Genomic DNA, 16,605 nt, shown 5'->3' with positions numbered 1-16,605 from the left:
ACAGGGGCGGGGTCCAGCCTATCTGATGTACCGTCAGATTCATGACTGGACCCCGCAAGGTCGCCGTGGTCGGTGTGGCCCTTTCCGACTGCGGCCGGGTGGACGAGGCCACCCCCTACGCCCTGCACGCCCAGGCGGCCCGGCGCGCGCTGGCCGACGCGGGCCTCGCCCGGGAGGCGGTGGACGGCTTCGCCTCGGCGGGGCTGGGCACCCTGGCGCCCGTGGAGGTGGCCGAGTACCTGGGCCTGCGCCCCACCTGGGCCGACTCCACCTCCGTCGGCGGCTCGACCTGGGAGGTCATGGCGGCCCACGCGGCCGACGCGATCGCCGCGGGCCACGCCAACGCGGTCCTGCTGGTGTACGGCTCGACGGCCCGCGCCGACATCAGGGCGGGGCGGCGCACCGGGAACCTGTCCTTCGGCGCCCGCGGCCCCCTGCAGTTCGAGGTCCCCTACGGCCACACCCTCATCGCCAAGTACGCGATGGCCGCCCGCCGCCACATGATCGAACACGGCACCACCATCGAGCAGTTGGCCGAGGTCGCGGTGCAGGCACGGGCCAACGCGGCACTGAACCCGGACGCGATGTTCCGCACCCCGATCACCGTCGACGAGGTCCTGTCCGGCCCGATGATCGCCGACCCGTTCACCAAACTGCACTGCTGCATCCGCTCGGACGGCGGCGCGGCGGTCCTGCTGGCGGCCGAGGAGTACGTACGGGACTGCCGGACCGCCCCGGTGTGGGTCCTCGGCACGGGCGAGTGCCTCTCCCACGCCACGATGTCGGAATGGGAGGACTTCACGGTGTCCCCGGCGGCGACGAGCGGTCAACTCGCTTTCCGGCGAGCCGGAGTGACGCCCGCCGACATCGATTTCGCCGAGATCTACGACGCGTTCACCTACATGACCCTCGTCACCCTGGAGGACCTCGGCTTCTGTGCGAAGGGCGAGGGCGGGGCGTTCGTGGAGAAGGGACGGCTGCGGGTCGCGGGCGGGGAGCTCCCGGTGAACACGGACGGCGGCGGCCTGTCGGCCCAACACCCCGGGATGCGCGGGCTGTTCCTCCTGGTGGAGGCGGTACGGCAGCTGCGCGGCGAGGCCGGGGACCGGCAGGTGCGGCGGGCGGACGGGGGGCTGCCGGAGCTGGGGGTGGCGTCGGGGACGGGGGGCTGGTTCTGCTCGTCGGGAACGGTGGTCCTGGGGCGGGGATAGCCGCGAAGGCGGTCCCTCTCCGGTCGGCGGCAACTTTTCGCGCGACGGCGGCAACCTCTTCCGCCCCGGTGGCAACTGTCATACCGGAAGCTTCGATGTTCGAAGGACGTGCACCGCCGAATCGCGTAAGGATCCCTCCGTGGCCTCCTCCTCACATCGCCGCCGCGCGCAGCCGAAGCCGGACCGGGACTTCGCATGGCGCCCGGTCCGCGGCCCGTTGCTCGCGGTGGCCGCCGTCGCCGCCGTCGCCCTGGTCGTGACCCTGGTCGTGGCCTTCCGCCCCGGCGCCGCAGCCGACGCCACCGGGCAGGACCGGGCGGTCTCCGGAGCCGCGTCGGACGCCGTGACGAGCGCGGCGGCGACCCCGAAGGCCCCGTCGCGGAAACCGTCCGCGACACCCACGCCGACCCCCACGCCGAGCGGGCACACCACCCCGACGGCATCCGCGTCCGCACCGGCGACCCCGTCCGCCGCCCCGGCCCGGCGCTCGGCAACCGGTGCCTCCTCCGCCACCACCACGGCCCCCGCGGCCGGCCGGATCCGCCCCGGCACCACCTACCAGGGCGTCGCCACCTCCTACGACGTCGGCAACGGCGACGGCGCCTGCTCCTACGGCCCGACCTCCGACGTGATGACCGCGGCCATGAACACCGCGGACTACGAGACGGCGAAGGCCTGCGGCGCGTACGTCTCCGTCCGCGCGGCGAGCGGTACGGCCATCACCGTACGGATCACCAACGAGTGCCCGGCACCCTGCGCGGTCGGCCAACTCGACCTCAGCCACCAGGCGTTCGCGAAGCTGGCCCCGCTGTCGGCGGGCCGGATCGCGATCACCTGGAGCCTGCTGAGCCCGGCCACCTCCGACACCGTCTCGATCCGCTACAAGACCGGTTCCACCCAGTACTGGTGCGGCATCCAGGCGATCGGCCACCGCAACCCGCTGGCCCGCCTGGAGGTCCGCACCGGCGGCGGCTGGCTGGCGCTGACCCGCACCGGCTACAACTACTTCCTCTCCGAACAGGGCACCGGCTGCGGCGGCGAGATCCGCCTCACCGACATCTACGGCGAACAACTCACCGTCCCGGCCCTCGCCGTACGCCCGGACGTGGTCCAACGAACCGGGGCCCAGTTCACCCGCCACTGAAGCGCCCCGAAGGGGCGCTGGTCCTACCCCCAGCCTTCGGCTGGGGGTAGGACCTGCGCGACCAGCCACGACGGCGCCGCACCCGACCGACGACCCGCCCCCCGGCGGCCCGTCCAGCGAAGCGTCTAGCGGGCCGGCACGATGCGGTGGCTCCGCCTGGGTTCGGGGCCGTCGAGGAGCGCGACGCCGATGTGGTGGCGGCTGCGCACCCACGCCGTGGGTGTCATGACGAGCCCGACGACCGCGACGAGCACGCTGGCCGAGAAGAGGGCCGGCAGCGCCCTGCCGCCCTCGTGGACGGCATAGCCGAGGGCGGCGACGGAGACGAGCAGGGAGAACCCCGACACCGCCGCCCACCCGTTCCGCACCCGCCGGGTGCGCGCGTGGTCGGCGACCTCGGCGAGGACGGCCGCCGTACAGACGGGACACTCCAGCTCGACCCGGTCCCGCCCCTCGGCCGGCCGCACCAGCCGAAAGTCGCGGGCGGCCCAGGTGACGGCCCGTGTCCTGCGCCGTCCGGCATCGCCGTTTAGGTGGCGTACGGCCACTTTCACGGTCTTCGGTCCCCTCATGCCGGACAGTGTGGGGCCGGGGCACAGGTGTTCGCAGCGGTTCGCCCGGTTGTGCCCCGGGGTTTGGCCGCGAGGCCCCGGGACCACCGCACGAGGTCGCTGATGACACGGTGCGGGAGGTACCGAGTGATACTCGGCACATGGCAGCAACGGATCTTCACGCGCTCCTGAAGTCGCTCCGCGTCTGGCACCCGGAGGCCACGGAGCTACGGCCCTTCGACCCGGCGGCCGCTCCGGCGGAACCGCTCCCCCTCTTCACCACGTGGTTCGCGGAGGCGGTGGCGGCCGGGCAGCCGGAGCCGCACACCGTGTCGCTGGCGACGTCGGACGAGGAGGGCCGGGCGGACGTACGGATCGTGATGCTGCACGGCGCGGACGCGCACGGCTGGTCCTTCGCGTCGCACGCGACCAGCCGCAAGGGACACCAGCTGAGCGCCCGCCCGTACGCGGCCCTGGCCTTCTACTGGCCGGTGCTGGGCCGCCAGGTCCGGCTCCGCGGCCCGGTCACCGCGGCTCCCGCGGAGGAGAGCCAGGCCGACCTGCACGCCCGTTCGACGGGCGCCCTGGCGGCGGCCCTCACCGGCCGCCAGAGCAGCCCCCTGTCCTCGCTGGAGGAACTGCGCACGGAGTCGGAGGCGGCCTGGCGACGCGCCCACGCCGACCCGGCCGCCCCGTCCCCGACCTGGACCCTCTACCACCTGCGCCCCGACGAGGCGGAGTTCTTCCAGGGCGACCCGGACCGCCGCCACGTCCGCCTCCGGTACGTGGCGGAGCCGGACGGCGGATGGCGCAGGGAACTGCTGTGGCCGTGAGCCCGTGAGCCTCTGAGCGCCCGCGCTCAGGCCGCGAGGCCCTTGAGCAACCGGGCGAACCTGACCCGGTGGAACAGCTCGGGCACGGCCAGATGGAATTCCATACGGGCGAGCGCGGCGCCGATTCAGCGGCGTCCCATCAGGGGCGCCGGGGTAGGAACTGCGCGACCAGCCACGACGGCGCCGCAGGCCCGGCTCCGCCGGAACGAGACCGCGACGCTCCGCGTCGCAGCCACAAGATTCGCTTCACCCCCGGCCTGAAGGCCGGAGCACTGCGAATGAATCCCAGTAGCCGACCCGGGCGGTCCGGAACGTGTGGTCGATCATGTTGACGCCGACATGGCCGAGGGTCGTACCGCTCTCCGCGTCCGTGATCCGGAACGGCTCGCAGGTGGCGTCCGCCGCCTGCCTGCGCAGGACCGCGCGGGCACCCGCGAGGTCGCTCACCACGGTGAGCGGGGTGTTCCAGCGACGGAAGTCCGGCTCGGTACGGGACCGCAGCCACGCCTCGACCCGCGCCTCCGCGTCCGGGTCCCAGCGGTCGAGCCGCAGACCGTGACCGTGCGGGGTGGCGTCGGGGCGGCGGGCGGCGGGCTGTTCGTCGGTGAGGGCCACGGGGCCATTCAAACGCGTGCGCCGGGCGAGACCCAGCGGGTTGCCCCGCACGGCCCGGCCGGCCTCAGCGCGGCGGCGCCGGTGCCGGGCGGAACACCGGTGCCCCCTCCCGGAAGGCGACCTCCAGTTCCAGCCCGGCGCGCAGGGCCCCAGGGTCGGCGGCCACCAGTTCCGTCATCATGCGCGGGCCCTCGGCGAGGTCGACCACGGCGGGCACGTACGGGACGCGGTCGCCGAAGGGCGGGAGGTCGTTGCGGTGGACGACGGACCAGGTGTAGAGGGTCGCGCGGCCGGTGGCCCGCTCCCAGGTGACGTCCTCGCTCCAGCAGTGCGGGCAGAACTCCCGGGGGTAGTGGTGGGCCCGGCCGCAGGAGCCGCAGCGGCGGAGCAGCAGCCGGCCCTCGGCCGCCGCCTCCCAGTAGGGGCGGGTGAAGGCGTCCGGTTCGGGGCGGTCGTACCGCGGGGGCCGGCTGCGTATGCCGTCGGAACTCGTCGCGTCCATGAATCTGACGTTACGTCAGATTCTGGAGCTCAGCCTAGTCCCGGATGGGCAAAACCTGTGCGCTTCCCGTGACCCTGTGGGTCCCCCGTGAGATCCCGGGAAATTGTTGACGATTTTGTCGGAGCGAGATTACGTTCGCAGCCGCAAGGCCAAGGAGCCCGATACGAGAGGCAGCAACGTGAAGCACAGGGCAGTCAAGCGCAGGACCGTGGTCATGGGGATCGGCGCCACGGCCGGTGTCGCGGCAGTCGGCGGTGTCGCCCTCAGCGCGCAGGCGTCGAGCAGGTCCTCCTCGTCCTCGGACTCCCTGACGTTCGACCCGGACGGGTACGCGAAGCTGACGACGACGATCACGGACACCGAGGGCACCGAGCACGATGTGACCTACCACTTCTGGAAGGCGATCACCTACGTCGCCAACCCGGTGGACGCCACCTACCAGTCCCTGATCGTCAGCGCCCCGGTCGAGATCGACGGCACGGCGGTCGACCCGACGAACGCCCCGATCCTGCTCGCCAACTCCATCGGCGGGTACATGCCCTCCTCCGTGGCCGACGCCACCGAGGTCGGCGGCGGCGGTTCCGCGACGGGCGGCGGCGCGCCGAGCGGTGCGCCCACCGGCGCGGCCCCCAGCTCCTCCGCGAGCACGGCCTCCAACGCCAACGGCAACACCAACGCCACCGGCGGCGCCACCGCCGGCAACCAACTGCTCGCGCTGGCCGCCGGGTACGTCGTGATCGAGCCCGGCGCCCGCGGCCGTACCCTCAAGAACTCCGACGGCGAGTACTACGGCACCGCCCCGGCCGCGATCGTCGACCTCAAGGCCGCCGTCCGGTACATCAGGGCGAACAAGGGCCTGATCCCCGGCGACGTCGAGCGAATCGTTTCTGCAGGCACCAGTGCGGGCGGCGCCCTCTCCTCGCTGCTCGGCGCGTCCGGCGACAGCCCGATCTACGACACGTACCTGAAGGAACTCGGCGCGGCCGACGCCTCCGACGCGATCTTCGCGGTCGGCGCCTGGTGCCCGATCACCGACCTGGAGCACGCCGACGGCGCCTACGAGTGGAACTGGGGCACCAACGACCTCTCCACCGGCAAGCAGGTCGACCAGTCCGTCTCCAAGGACCTGAAGGCGCAGTTCGCCGAGTACCAGGCGGGCCTGAAGCTGCGCGGTCTGGACGGCTTCGGCCCGCTGACCGCCCGCAACTACGACGACTACCTGGTCGAGCAGTACCTGCGGCCGTCCGCCACGAAGTACCTCGCCGCCCTCTCGGACTCGGACCGGGAGACGTACCTGGCGAAGAACACCTTCATCACCTGGTCCGGCGGGAGGGCCGCCTTCGGCTGGGACGACTTCCTCACCCACGTCGGCGCCCGCAAGAAGGACACCCCGGCCTTCGACGCCTTCGACCTGTCGGCCGGCGAGAACAATGAATTCGGAGCGGGTACGACCGAGACCCGCCACTTCACGGCGTACGGCGCGAAGAATGACACCACCGGACTCGGCACCAAGCGGGTCGCCGCCGACATCCCCGAGAAGCTGAACCTCATGAACCCGATGTACCACCTGGTGGAGAAGGTCAACGACCGCCGCTCCAAGCACTGGTGGATCCGCCTCGGCACCAGCGACTCCGACACCTCGCACGTCATCTCCGCGAACCTGGCGGCCCGCCTGGACAACCTCGGCGACGACGTCAACCACCTCTACTACTGGGACGAGGGTCATGGCGCCAACACCGACCCGGGCGACTTCATCACCTGGATCGCCACGGTGACGGGCTACGGCAAGAACAAGAAGGGCAAGCGGAATTAACAGGCCGCCGCGGAAGTAAGAAGCTCTCACCATCGTGATGGCGCTCTCGAAGCCGCGATAGCCTCCCCGAACGCGGTGGCCTTTTTCCCGTCTGTCTAAGGACACCGCCCACCCGTGACGTCGGGCCCCAGCGCACCGGGGCCCGACGTCACGGGCCTTTCTCATTTCCACCCCACGAGCACCGGATGAGGTGGGCTACGTCACAAGCCCCACTCACTTCTCCTACGGGTGTGATCAATCCGCAACCCATTCCGGTCTTGACCGAGACCCATCAACGTGAAGCGTGATTACGCTCCCGCTCATGGCCGCATTTCCCCCCACCGTTTCGCCCGTCTACGTCATCGGCGCAGGCCCCGGAGGGCTCGCCGCCGCGTACGCGCTGCGGGTCCGGGGCATCCGTGCCGTGATCCTGGAGAAGTCGGACGACGTCGGCGCGTCCTGGCGCCGCCACTACGACCGCCTCCACCTCCACACCACCCGGCGCCTGTCCGCGCTCCCCGGGCTGCCCGTGCCGCGCCGCTTCGGCCGCTGGGTCTCCCGTGACGACGTGGTGCGCTACCTGGAGAAGTACGCCGAGCACCACGAGCTGGAGATCGTCACCGGCGTCGAGGTGTCCCGCGTGGAACGCTCCCCCGACGGCGACGGCTGGCTGCTGCACGCCTCCGGCGGACGGGAGCTGACCGGCTCCGCGGTGGTGGTCGCCACCGGCTTCAACCACACCCCGCGCATCCCCGACTGGCCGGGCCGGGACGGCTTCCGCGGCGAGTTCCTGCACGCCGGCGCCTACCGGAACGCCGAGCCCTTCGCCGGCCGGGACGTCCTCGTCGTCGGCCCGGGCAACACCGGCGCCGAGATCGCCGTGGACCTGACCGAGGGCGGCGCCTCGCGGGTGCGGCTGGCGGTCCGCACGGTCCCGCACATCGTGCGCCGCTCCACCGCCGGCTGGGCGGCCCAGTACAACTCCATCCTGGTACGACGGCTCCCGACCGCCTTCGTCGACCGGCTGGCCCGCACCATGGCCAAGGTCAGCGTGCCCGACCTGGCCGCGCACGGCCTGCCCCGCCCCGACAGCGGCCTCTACAGCCGGGTGAAGCAGGGCGCCATCCCGGTCCTGGACGTCGGGCTCATCGAGGCGGTGCGCCGGGGGAAGGTCGAGATCGTGGCCGCCGTCGACGGTTTCGCGGACGGCGAGGTCGCCCTCGCCGACGGCACCCGCATCTCCCCCGACGCGGTGATCGCCGCGACCGGATACGCCCGCGGCCTGGAGGACCTGGTCGGCCACCTCGGCGTGCTCGACGACCGCGGCCGCCCGGTCGCCCACGGCCCGCGCAGCCCGAAGAACGCCCCCGGCCTCTACTTCACCGGCTACACCAACCCCATCAGCGGCAACATCCGCGAGATGGCCATCGACGCGGAGAAGATCGCGCGGGCGGTCGCCAAGCGGCAGCGGGTCGCGTAGTCCAAACGCGCTGGACGGCGTAGAACACTTCAGTCTCCTTACCTGCAACCACCAGCTCAGCACGGGAGACGCACGTGGCACGTCACCTTCTCGGTCGTGAACGGCCGTGCCTGTGCACTCGGTCGTTCACACCTCGTCGCGCTCCCGACTGCCCCCTACGACAGGACGGTCACGGGTCGCATCCACCCAACCCTCGTTGCTTCAGGGGAAGGGTGCGGGTGCGGTGACAAGCACCCACGCCGAGCGTGCGCGATCGCGCACGTTGACCCCGGCGACGACATCGGCCGGACCAGCGAGTCCGCACCGACGACAGCGGAAATGGTCCCGGTCGGGCCGGTTGGCCCGCTCGGTGTGCCCGCAGCGCGGACAGCGCTGCGAGGTATGGCGCGCGTCCACCTCAAGAAACGGCACCCCGGCCCGCTTGGCCTTGTAAGCAAGGTGCTGTCCGAGTTGGCGGAACGGCCAGGAGGAGAGCGTGCCCCGCTGGTCGCGACGAAGCCGTACCCGCTCACGGATCCCGCCGAGATCCTCGACGGCGATCCCGCGACCGGTGCGTTGCGCAACGGACACGATCTCCTTACTGACTGATGGTGTGGTTCACGTGGGCGGCATGGCGCTTCTCCTTCTGCGCGCGGCGCGCGAGGCGGCTGGTGGCCGAGCGGGTGTTCTTCCTCTGGAGCTCGACGCGTTTACGGGCCTGCCAGCGGCGGTAGCGGCCCAGACGGCGGCCCTGGTAGTTGGTGCCGTCGGAGGTAGTCGCCAGGTTCACGATGACCCGGTCGACCCCGATCCAGTCGACCGGCTCGTACACCTCCGGCTCGGGCATGTCGCAGGTGGCGACCAGGTACCACTTCCCCCCTCGCCGGACGAGGTCGCTCTCGCCCTTTCGGTGGGTCACGAGCGTCTTGAGCTGATTGGGCGAGCAGGCGAATCGGATCCCCTTCAAACGCCCGTCTACTGTCCAGATGGAGACGGTGCGGGCGTCGTACTGCCAGGACAGGCAACGGTCATCGAACGGTTGGGCGGCCTGGGGCCGGAAGGCGACCGGCGTGCCGACTGCCCTGCGGTACCGCTTGGAGGTGGGTGCGCCCAGGTTCCCGGCCAGCAGGTTGGCCTTCAGGGTTGAGTAGGCGTCGACGACCTTCTTCACAGTCCGCACCACCGGCTGCGCCGACAGTCCGAACGTCGCCTTCAGATCTGTGTACACCTCCTTCTGCAGGCCGTTGCGGTCCTTGAGATCCTGGGCGAAAGCAACCTGGGAGGCGTAGGTGGCGGCGCGGTTGCAGGCACGCAGGGTCGCCTCAAGGGCCGACGCCTGCTCGGGCGTCGGCAGCAATTTCACCTGCACCACCAACTTCATGACACCGGACCGTAGTGCGACTACCGCACGTTCGATCGCCATTCGTCCGGCGATCACCACGACCAGTGACCAATGGGGCAGTTGTTCCCATTCACCGGCTCTGTCGGTCAGCCGGACGGGCACCCTGAGGAGCGCTCCACCAAGGTGGGCGCACGACGCGGCGGCCGAGACCGACGTCAGGGCCGCCGTGCTGGCCGACTACGCCAACTACTTCGGGGACAAGGCCAAATCCCCCACCTCCTTCGTGCTGCAACGCTGGGACAATGAGGGCTTCTCGCGGGGCGGCCCGGTGGCCTACGCGCCGCCCGGGGTGCTGACCGGGTACGGGGCCGCGCTGCGCGAGCCGGCGGGCGGGATCCACTGGGCCGGGACGGAGACGTCGACGTTCTGGACCGGGTACATGGACGGGGCGGTGCGGTCGGGCGAGCGGGTGGCGAAGGAGGTGCTGGCCGCCCTCGGCTGAGAAGAAGAGCTGCTTCGACGCTCAACTTTGCGTGCAGACCAGTTCCTGACGCAGCGTCAGTTCAGTAATCTGACACTGCGTCAGGTAATTGTGCTGTCACACAGGAGCGGGCGGAACGATGCTTGGATCAACCCACGGCACCCTCACCACCGACTCCCGCCGGGCCCGGGTCATCGCCTGCGGTGAGCAGCGTCCCGGTCCCGCCGTCCACGGCCGTACGGCCGACTCGGGCGACGCGGACGCGCTGGACGTCAGCGGACGGCCGCTGTACGCGGACGTACCGGATCTGGACAGGTTCTTCCGCCCCGAGTCCGTCGCCGTGATCGGCGCCTCGGACGCCGAGGGGCGGCCCAACACCGGCATCACCCGGCAGCTCCTCGACTGGGCCGGGCGGGTCGGGGCCCGGGTGCACCCGGTGCATCCGACCCGGCCGTCGGTCTTCGGCATCGACTGCGTGCCCTCCGTCGCCGACCTGCCCGAGCAGGTCGACCTCGCCGTGCTGCTGGTGGCCGACCCGCTGCCGGTGATCGAGGAACTGGCCGAGGCGAAGGTGCGGTTCGCCGTGGCCTTCGCCTCCGGGTTCGCCGAGACCGGCGAGGAGGGCGCGGCGGCGCAGACCCGCCTGGCGGCGGCCGTACGGCGCTCCGGGCTACGGCTGCTCGGCCCGAACACCAACCTGAACGCCTTCGAGCGGTTCCGCGACGACCTGGACGGCCCGGCGATCGCGCTGATCACCCAGTCGGGACACCAGGGCCGGCCCGTCTTCGCCGCCCAGGAACTCGGCATCCGGCTCTCGCACTGGGCGCCGACCGGCAACGAGGCCGACCTGGAGACCGCCGACTTCATCTCCTACTTCGCCGAACGCCCCGAGGTCGGCGCCATAGCCTGCTACGTCGAGGGTCTCAAGGACGGCCGCGCCTTCCTGCTCGCCGCCGACCGCGCGGCCCGCCGCCGGGTGCCGGTGGTCGCCGTGAAGGTCGGCCGCACCGAGGCCGGCGCCCGCACCGCCGCCTCCCACACCGGCAAGCTGACCGGCGCGGACGACGTGGTCGACGCGGCGCTGCGCCAGTACGGCGTGATCCGCGTCGACGGCCTCGACGAACTCCAGGACACCGCCGCCCTGCTGGCCCGGGCGCGGGCGCCGCGCGCCGACGGGGTGGTCGTCTACTCGATCTCGGGCGGCACCGGTGCGCACGTCGCCGACCTGGCCGCCGGCCTGGGACTGAAGCTGCCGGTGCTGTCCGAGGCCCGGCAGGCCGAGCTGCACCAGTGGATACCGGAGTACCTGAGCGTGGCCAACCCGGTCGACAACGGCGGGCACCCGGTGGGCGACTGGCGCGGCCGGAAGATCATCGACGCGATCCTCGCCGACCCGGAGGTCGGGGTGCTGGTCTGCCCGATCACCGGGCCCTTCCCGCCGCTCAGCGACAAGCTGGTCCGGGACCTGGTCGACGCGGCCGAGGCGAGCGACAAGCTGGTGTGCGTGGTGTGGGGCTCGCCGGTCGGCACCGAGCCCGCCTACCGCGAGGTCCTGCTCGGCTCCTCCCGGGTGGCCACCTTCCGCACGGTCGGCAACTGCCTCACCGCCGTCCGCGCCTACCTCGACCACCACCGCTTCGTGAGCGACTACCGCTCCCCCTTCGACGAGGCGCCGCGCACCCCGTCCCCCTCCTACCGCAAGGCGCTCGCGCTGATGCGGCCGGGCCAGCAGCTGAGCGAGCACGCGGCGAAGCAGCTGCTGCGCGCGTACGGCATCCGGGTGCCGCGCGAGCAGCTGGTGACCAGCGCGGCGGCGGCCGTGCGCGCGGCCGGACTGGTCGGCTACCCGGTGGTGATGAAGGCGTCCGGCGGCCAGATCGCCCACAAGACGGAGCTGGGCCTGGTGAAGATCGGCCTGACCTCGGCCAGCCAGGTGCGGGACGCGTACCGCGACCTGACGGACATCGCCCGCTACGAGGGGGTCGCCCTCGACGGCGTACTGGTCTGCCAGATGGTGGAGCGAGGCGTGGAGATGGTCGTCGGGGTCACCCACGACGACCTGTTCGGGCCGACGGTGACCGTGGGGCTCGGCGGGGTCCTGGTGGAGGTCCTGCACGACGCCGCCGTACGGGTTCCGCCGTTCGGCGAGGACCAGGCCCGGGACATGCTCGCGGAGCTGCGCGGGCGGCCCCTGCTGGACGGGGTCCGGGGCCGGCCGCCGGCCGATCTCGAAGCCCTCGTCGAGGTGATCCTCCGGGTCCAGCGGATGGCCCTGGAACTCGGCGACCAGCTCGCCGAGCTCGACATCAACCCGCTGATGGTGCTGGAGCAGGGCCAGGGCGCGGTGGCGCTGGACGCGCTGGCGGTGTGCCGCTGATGGACACCGTCCGGTACGTGACGGCGGAACGGGTGGCCCACCTCACCCTCGACCGCCCCGACGCGCTCAACGCCCTCACCCCCGACCAGCGCGACCACGTCATCCACCTCCTCGGCGAGGCCTCGGCGGACCCGGGGATCGGCGCGGTGGTCGTCACCGGCACCGGCCGCGGTTTCTGCGCGGGCGCCGACCTGCGCGGCAGCGGCGGCACGGCCGAGCGCGTGCCGGGTGACGTGGCCCGCACCATCCGGCTCGGCGCCCAACGGCTCGTCGCCGCCGTCCTCGACTGCGAGAAGCCGGTGATCGCGGCCGTCAACGGCACCGCCGCCGGTCTGGGCGCGCACCTCGCGCTCGCCTGCGACCTGGTCCTGGCCGCCGAATCGGCGCGTTTCATCGAGGTGTTCGTGCGGCGCGGCCTGGTCCCCGACGGCGGCGGCGCCTACCTGCTCCCCCGCCTGATCGGCCCGCACCGCGCGAAGGAGCTGATGTTCTTCGGCGACGCGCTCTCCGCGCCGGAGGCCGAACGGCTCGGCCTGGTCAACCGGGTCGTACCGGACGCCGACCTGCCCAAGACGGCCCGCGACTGGGCGGTCCGCCTGGCCACCGGCCCCACCCGTGCCCTGGCTCTGACCAAGCAGCTGGTCAACGCGTCCCTGGACACCGACCGGGCGTCGGCCTTCGCCGCCGAGGCCGCGGCCCAGGAGATCAACATGACGACCCGGGACGCCCAGGACGGGGTGCGGGCCTTCGTGGAGCGCAGGAGCCCCGATTTCCAGGGCCGATGACGGCGATACCGGGCCCCTGCCCCTTCCCATCTGACGCCCCGTCACTTTCAATGAAGAGGTGATGGGACACGCAGGGGCGGCCGCGGCTGCCGTCCGCTATCTGAGGTCGGTTCCCGCGGCGGGGCCCGTGGAGGCGCTGCCGCGCCCGGAGTTGCGGTGCGTGCACGCGGACGAGCGGGCGCCGGTCGAGCAGACGGAGTTCCGGCGCGTGCTCGGCACCTTCGCGACCGGGGTGACCGTGATCACCGCACCGGCCGCCGAGGGCGAGTCCGCCCCGGCCGGTTTCGCCTGCCAGTCCTTCTCCTCCCTCTCCCTCGACCCGCCCCTGGTCTGCTTCATGGTCGGCCGTACGTCGGCCACCTGGCCGCGCATCGCGCGCGCCGGCGTCTTCTGCGTCAACGTCCTCGGCGCGGGCCAGGGCGAGCTGTGCCGCGCCTTCGCGGTGAGCGGCGCGGACAAGTTCGCCGGCGTCGCCCACGACGCGGCCCCGGTCTCCGGCTCCCCCCGGCTGACCGGCGCCGCCGCCTGGATCGACTGCGCGGTCCACGCGGTCCACACGGGCGGCGACCACCTGATCGTGGTCGGCCGGGTGACCGCCCTGGGGACGGGCGAGGACCCGGACCGGGCGCCGCTGCTGTTCCACCGGGGGCGGTTCCTCTGAGCCTTCTCCCGCGTGCGACCGGCTATCCCGCCTGCCATTCCCGGGCGCTGGCCGCGTAGACCGTGCGGCGGGCCCGGTTGAGGTTGCCGAGCGGCCGGAACTCCGCCGGGGCGTGCCAGGGGTTGAAGGCGAGGGTGTCGACGTGGTCGCGGACGGCCTGGCCCGCCGCGCCGAGCAGGTCCTGCGCCGGGATGGTCAGCGTGGCCACGCCGAGCCAGGGCGAGTCGCGTTCCTGCCACTGCACCGCGCCGTCCTCGATCGGGGTGAGCCGCTCGTCGACGAACTTCTGGACGTCCAGGGCGAACCGGACGGGGGCGCCGCTCAGCCCGGCCGCGAAGCGGGTCCGCAGTCCGTCGGCCGGATCCGCCGGCGGCCCGGCAGCAGGAGCCGAACCGCCGAGGGGGCTGAGGCGGAACCGTACGGGACCCGCGTCGCCCCACAGGACGGCCCCCCGGCTCCAGTACGACTCCTGCGCCAGGCCTGGTGACGGGCGGTTGGCCTTCCTCAGGTTGCCGAGGATGCGTGCGGTCTCCGACGGGCCGAACTTCAGCAGCATGCGGGGCAGCACAAGGGGCCTGGGTCCGGCGCCGATCCTGGCGATCTCGACGAACTGGGTGGCGTCGCGGGCGTGGGAGACCGGGTAGCTGGTCATGAGCAGGTCGTGCTCCCTCCCGCCGGGCAGCCTGATCTTCAGGGCCGCGCCACGGAGATCCGGGCTGCTGTCGGCGCGGACGACGCCACTCGCGTTGGACAGCCGGACGGTCACCGGGAACCGGGCGCCGGGGGTGAAGTCGCCTGCGCACAGAGCGGCGGGGAGATCGCCCCGGAAGGCGAGTTCGGCGTTGTCCACACCGACGACGATCTTGGCGTGGAAGGTGCGGCGGGAGACCTGCGAGCCGGATTTTCGCCGGTTGGCCCGCTGGACGTCCACGATGACGGCGGCAAGGTCGTGGAAGTGTCTCTCCTCGGCCTCGGGTGAGCCTCCGTGGTAGATCTCGCGCCAGTCGGGCCGGGGGCCGGGCGGGGAGCCCGCTGTCTCTGTCACCACGCGTTGTCCTCCGCTGCGGAGGGGCCGGTCATATCGGTCTCCTTGTCGTATCGGCCGGTCAGGCGAGCCGGGCGTTGTGCGTGGCGGTGTCGACGACGTCGTCCAGGCGGCCGGCGAAGACCTGCCGTGCCGCGCTCAGGGTGAACCCCGTGGCGGTCCTGGCGGGCACCCGGGCCGGGATCGCGAGCGCGTAGGGGTCGACGAGGACGTCGACGACGACCGGACCCCCGGTGTGGGCCAGCGCGGCCGCGAGCCCGTCCGCCACCTCGCCGGGGTCTTCGATGCGGATGCCCCTGGCGCCCATCGCCTCGGCGACGGCGGCGAAGTCCGGGGTCGCGAAGTCGGTCCCGTACGGCACGAAGCCGGCCTCCTGCTGCTCGATCCTGACGAACTCCAGGCCGCTGTTGTTCAGCACGATGTGCACGACCGGAAGCCGGCGCTGCACCTCGGTGAGCAGGTCGCCGAGCGCGAGCATGGTGAACCCGCCGTCGCCGCACAGCGCGATCGTCTGCCGTCCGGGGAAGGCGAGCTGCGCACCGAACGCGCCGGGCGACGCGGTGGCCATCGACGCCCACGAGAACGATCCCAGCAGCCGGCGCCGCGGCCCGTACCTGATGTGGCGGGCGGCCCAGATCACGGGGGTGCCGGTGTCCGCGAAGAACAGGGCGTCCTCGTCGGCGAGGTCGCTGAGGACGGTGGCGACGTACTCGGGCCGGATCGGCCTGATGCGCGGCCCTTTCTCCGTGTAGTGCCGCATCCTGCGGTGGAACCGTTCCGTCTCCTCCACGCAGCGGGCGAGGAGGCCGCCGTCGGACTTCGGCTCGACCAGCGGCAGGAGCGCGTCCACGGTCGCCCGCACGTCACCGGCCACGGCCAGGTCGACCGGGGCGCGCCTGCCGAGGCGCTCCGGTTCGTGGTCGACCTGGATGATCCTGGTCTTCCCGTGCGGCAGGAACTCGGTGAACGGGAAGTCGGTACCGAGCATCAGCACGACGTCCGCGTGGTGCAGTGCGTGATGGCAGCCGCCGTAGCCGAGCAGCCCGGTCATGCCGACCGCGTTCGCGTTGTCGTGCTCCAGGAACTGCTTGCCCTTGAGCGAGTAGCCGACCGGGGCACTCAACTTCCCGGCCAGCGCGGTCACTTCCGCATGCGCACCCTCGCAGCCGTAGCCGCCGAAGACCGCCACGGTACCGGCCTCGTTGATCAGCTCGGCCATGGCGGCGAGGTCCTCCGCCCCGGCCGGTGCACGGACCGGCCGGGGCAGCCGGATCTCGTAGCGTTCCTTCGGCGCGCTCGCCGCCGCGACGTCACCGGGCAGGGACACGACCGCGGGTCCGCCCCGGGCCACCGCGGCCGTGACCGCCGAGGTCACGACGTGGCGGAGCTGCGCGGGGTTGACCAGCCGGGCCACGTACACCGCCGAGGTGGCGAAGAAGCGGTACGGGTTGAGCTCCTCGACGGTCTCGCTGTCCAGCAGGCCGGTCTCGGTGTCGCCGGCCAGGACGATGACGGGCACCCGCTCCTTGCGGGCGTCCAGCATGCCGTTGACCAGGTGTACGACCCCCGGTCCCGCCGTCCCGCAGACCACGACGGGCTGCCCCGTCAGCCGTGCCTCCGCGACGGCGGCGAAGACGCCGAACTCCTCGTTGCGCACATGCACGAAGTCGACCTGGCCGTTGCGGCGCAGCGCGTCGATCACCGGGTTGAGCGCGTCGCCCACGATCCCGTAGCAGCGTCGCACCCCGGCGCTGACCAGCATTTCCCACAGGCCGTCGGCCACTGTCCTGGACATTGCACACCTTCC

15 protein-coding genes and 1 pseudogene are annotated in these 16,605 nt (G+C 72.2%); 9 read left to right on the top strand and 7 right to left on the bottom strand.

What is annotated here, in order from left to right; genetic code table 11:
* Window positions 1-41: 41 nt before the first annotated feature.
* Both ACZ4UV_RS34640 and ACZ4UV_RS34635 read left to right on the top strand, forming a co-directional pair.
* Window positions 42-1,211, top strand: coding sequence for a thiolase C-terminal domain-containing protein (locus tag ACZ4UV_RS34640; RefSeq protein ID WP_451022978.1), 1,170 nt, complete (start codon window positions 42-44; stop codon window positions 1,209-1,211).
* A 139-nt stretch (window positions 1,212-1,350) separates the two neighbouring features.
* The gene (locus ACZ4UV_RS34635) at window positions 1,351-2,355 is read left to right on the top strand and encodes an expansin EXLX1 family cellulose-binding protein (protein ID WP_451022979.1); all 1,005 of its coding nucleotides are present in this window, start codon (window positions 1,351-1,353) and stop codon (window positions 2,353-2,355) included.
* A 125-nt stretch (window positions 2,356-2,480) separates the two neighbouring features.
* On the opposite strand, the gene ACZ4UV_RS34630 is transcribed toward ACZ4UV_RS34635, so the two are convergent.
* Window positions 2,481-2,927 carry a hypothetical protein gene (locus tag ACZ4UV_RS34630; protein ID WP_451023359.1) on the bottom strand — a complete coding sequence of 149 codons (447 nt, stop codon included), beginning with the start codon at window positions 2,925-2,927 and terminating at the stop codon, window positions 2,481-2,483.
* A gap of 140 nt (window positions 2,928-3,067) precedes the next feature.
* On the opposite strand from ACZ4UV_RS34630, the gene ACZ4UV_RS34625 reads away from it, so the two are divergent.
* Entirely contained in the window at window positions 3,068-3,739 is a 672-nt protein-coding gene (locus ACZ4UV_RS34625; RefSeq protein ID WP_390041919.1) for a pyridoxine/pyridoxamine 5'-phosphate oxidase, read from the top strand.
* A 246-nt stretch (window positions 3,740-3,985) separates the two neighbouring features.
* On the opposite strand, the gene ACZ4UV_RS34620 is transcribed toward ACZ4UV_RS34625, so the two are convergent.
* The gene (locus tag ACZ4UV_RS34620) at window positions 3,986-4,354 is read right to left on the bottom strand and encodes a GNAT family N-acetyltransferase (protein WP_467843349.1); all 369 of its coding nucleotides are present in this window, start codon (window positions 4,352-4,354) and stop codon (window positions 3,986-3,988) included.
* 64 nt (window positions 4,355-4,418) lie between these two features.
* Window positions 4,419-4,856 (bottom strand): Zn-ribbon domain-containing OB-fold protein, encoded by a 438-nt coding sequence (locus ACZ4UV_RS34615; RefSeq protein WP_467843346.1) that lies wholly within the window; start codon window positions 4,854-4,856, stop codon window positions 4,419-4,421.
* Between the two features lie 214 nt (window positions 4,857-5,070).
* Between ACZ4UV_RS34615 and ACZ4UV_RS34610 the strand changes: the two genes are divergently transcribed.
* Together ACZ4UV_RS34610 and ACZ4UV_RS34605 are read left to right on the top strand one after the other, a co-directional pair.
* The gene (locus ACZ4UV_RS34610) at window positions 5,071-6,669 is read left to right on the top strand and encodes a subtype B tannase (protein ID WP_467843882.1); all 1,599 of its coding nucleotides are present in this window, start codon (window positions 5,071-5,073) and stop codon (window positions 6,667-6,669) included.
* A gap of 301 nt (window positions 6,670-6,970) precedes the next feature.
* Window positions 6,971-8,128: a flavin-containing monooxygenase gene (locus tag ACZ4UV_RS34605; protein WP_467843343.1), complete on the top strand. Its 1,158-nt coding sequence runs from the start codon at window positions 6,971-6,973 to the stop codon at window positions 8,126-8,128.
* Window positions 8,129-8,329: 201 nt separating this feature from the next.
* On the opposite strand, the gene ACZ4UV_RS34600 is transcribed toward ACZ4UV_RS34605, so the two are convergent.
* The gene (locus ACZ4UV_RS34600) at window positions 8,330-8,698 is read right to left on the bottom strand and encodes a zinc ribbon domain-containing protein (protein WP_451018397.1); all 369 of its coding nucleotides are present in this window, start codon (window positions 8,696-8,698) and stop codon (window positions 8,330-8,332) included.
* Window positions 8,699-8,705: 7 nt separating this feature from the next.
* Window positions 8,706-9,611: a nuclease/transposase family protein gene (locus ACZ4UV_RS34595; protein ID WP_467843920.1), complete on the bottom strand. Its 906-nt coding sequence runs from the start codon at window positions 9,609-9,611 to the stop codon at window positions 8,706-8,708.
* A gap of 31 nt (window positions 9,612-9,642) precedes the next feature.
* Between ACZ4UV_RS34595 and ACZ4UV_RS34590 the strand changes: the two are divergent.
* The 4 genes and pseudogenes from ACZ4UV_RS34590 to ACZ4UV_RS34575 form a co-directional block, all read left to right on the top strand.
* Window positions 9,643-9,951: pseudogene (locus ACZ4UV_RS34590) on the top strand (flavin monoamine oxidase family protein); the annotation flags it as partial.
* A 118-nt stretch (window positions 9,952-10,069) separates the two neighbouring features.
* On the top strand, window positions 10,070-12,307 hold the full coding sequence (locus ACZ4UV_RS34585; RefSeq protein WP_451018398.1) for an acetate--CoA ligase family protein: 2,238 nt from the start codon (window positions 10,070-10,072) through the stop codon (window positions 12,305-12,307).
* The gene (locus tag ACZ4UV_RS34580; protein WP_451018399.1) at window positions 12,307-13,092 is read left to right on the top strand and encodes an enoyl-CoA hydratase/isomerase family protein; all 786 of its coding nucleotides are present in this window, start codon (window positions 12,307-12,309) and stop codon (window positions 13,090-13,092) included. Before ACZ4UV_RS34585 ends, ACZ4UV_RS34580 begins: the two co-directional genes overlap by 1 nt.
* Before the next feature lie 61 nt (window positions 13,093-13,153).
* Window positions 13,154-13,753 carry a flavin reductase family protein gene (locus ACZ4UV_RS34575; protein ID WP_351484163.1) on the top strand — a complete coding sequence of 200 codons (600 nt, stop codon included), beginning with the start codon at window positions 13,154-13,156 and terminating at the stop codon, window positions 13,751-13,753.
* Between the two features lie 22 nt (window positions 13,754-13,775).
* On the opposite strand, the gene ACZ4UV_RS34570 is transcribed toward ACZ4UV_RS34575, so the two are convergent.
* Window positions 13,776-14,801, bottom strand: a complete 1,026-nt coding sequence (locus ACZ4UV_RS34570) for a catalase family protein (protein WP_467843337.1) — start codon at window positions 14,799-14,801, stop codon at window positions 13,776-13,778.
* A gap of 58 nt (window positions 14,802-14,859) precedes the next feature.
* On the bottom strand, window positions 14,860-16,593 hold the full coding sequence (locus tag ACZ4UV_RS34565; protein WP_451020188.1) for a thiamine pyrophosphate-dependent enzyme: 1,734 nt from the start codon (window positions 16,591-16,593) through the stop codon (window positions 14,860-14,862).
* Between the last annotated feature and the right edge of the window lie 12 nt (window positions 16,594-16,605).

The organism is Streptomyces sp. NPDC028289 (assembly GCF_055565975.1).
This window is presented reverse-complemented; position numbering and strand designations above follow the sequence as displayed.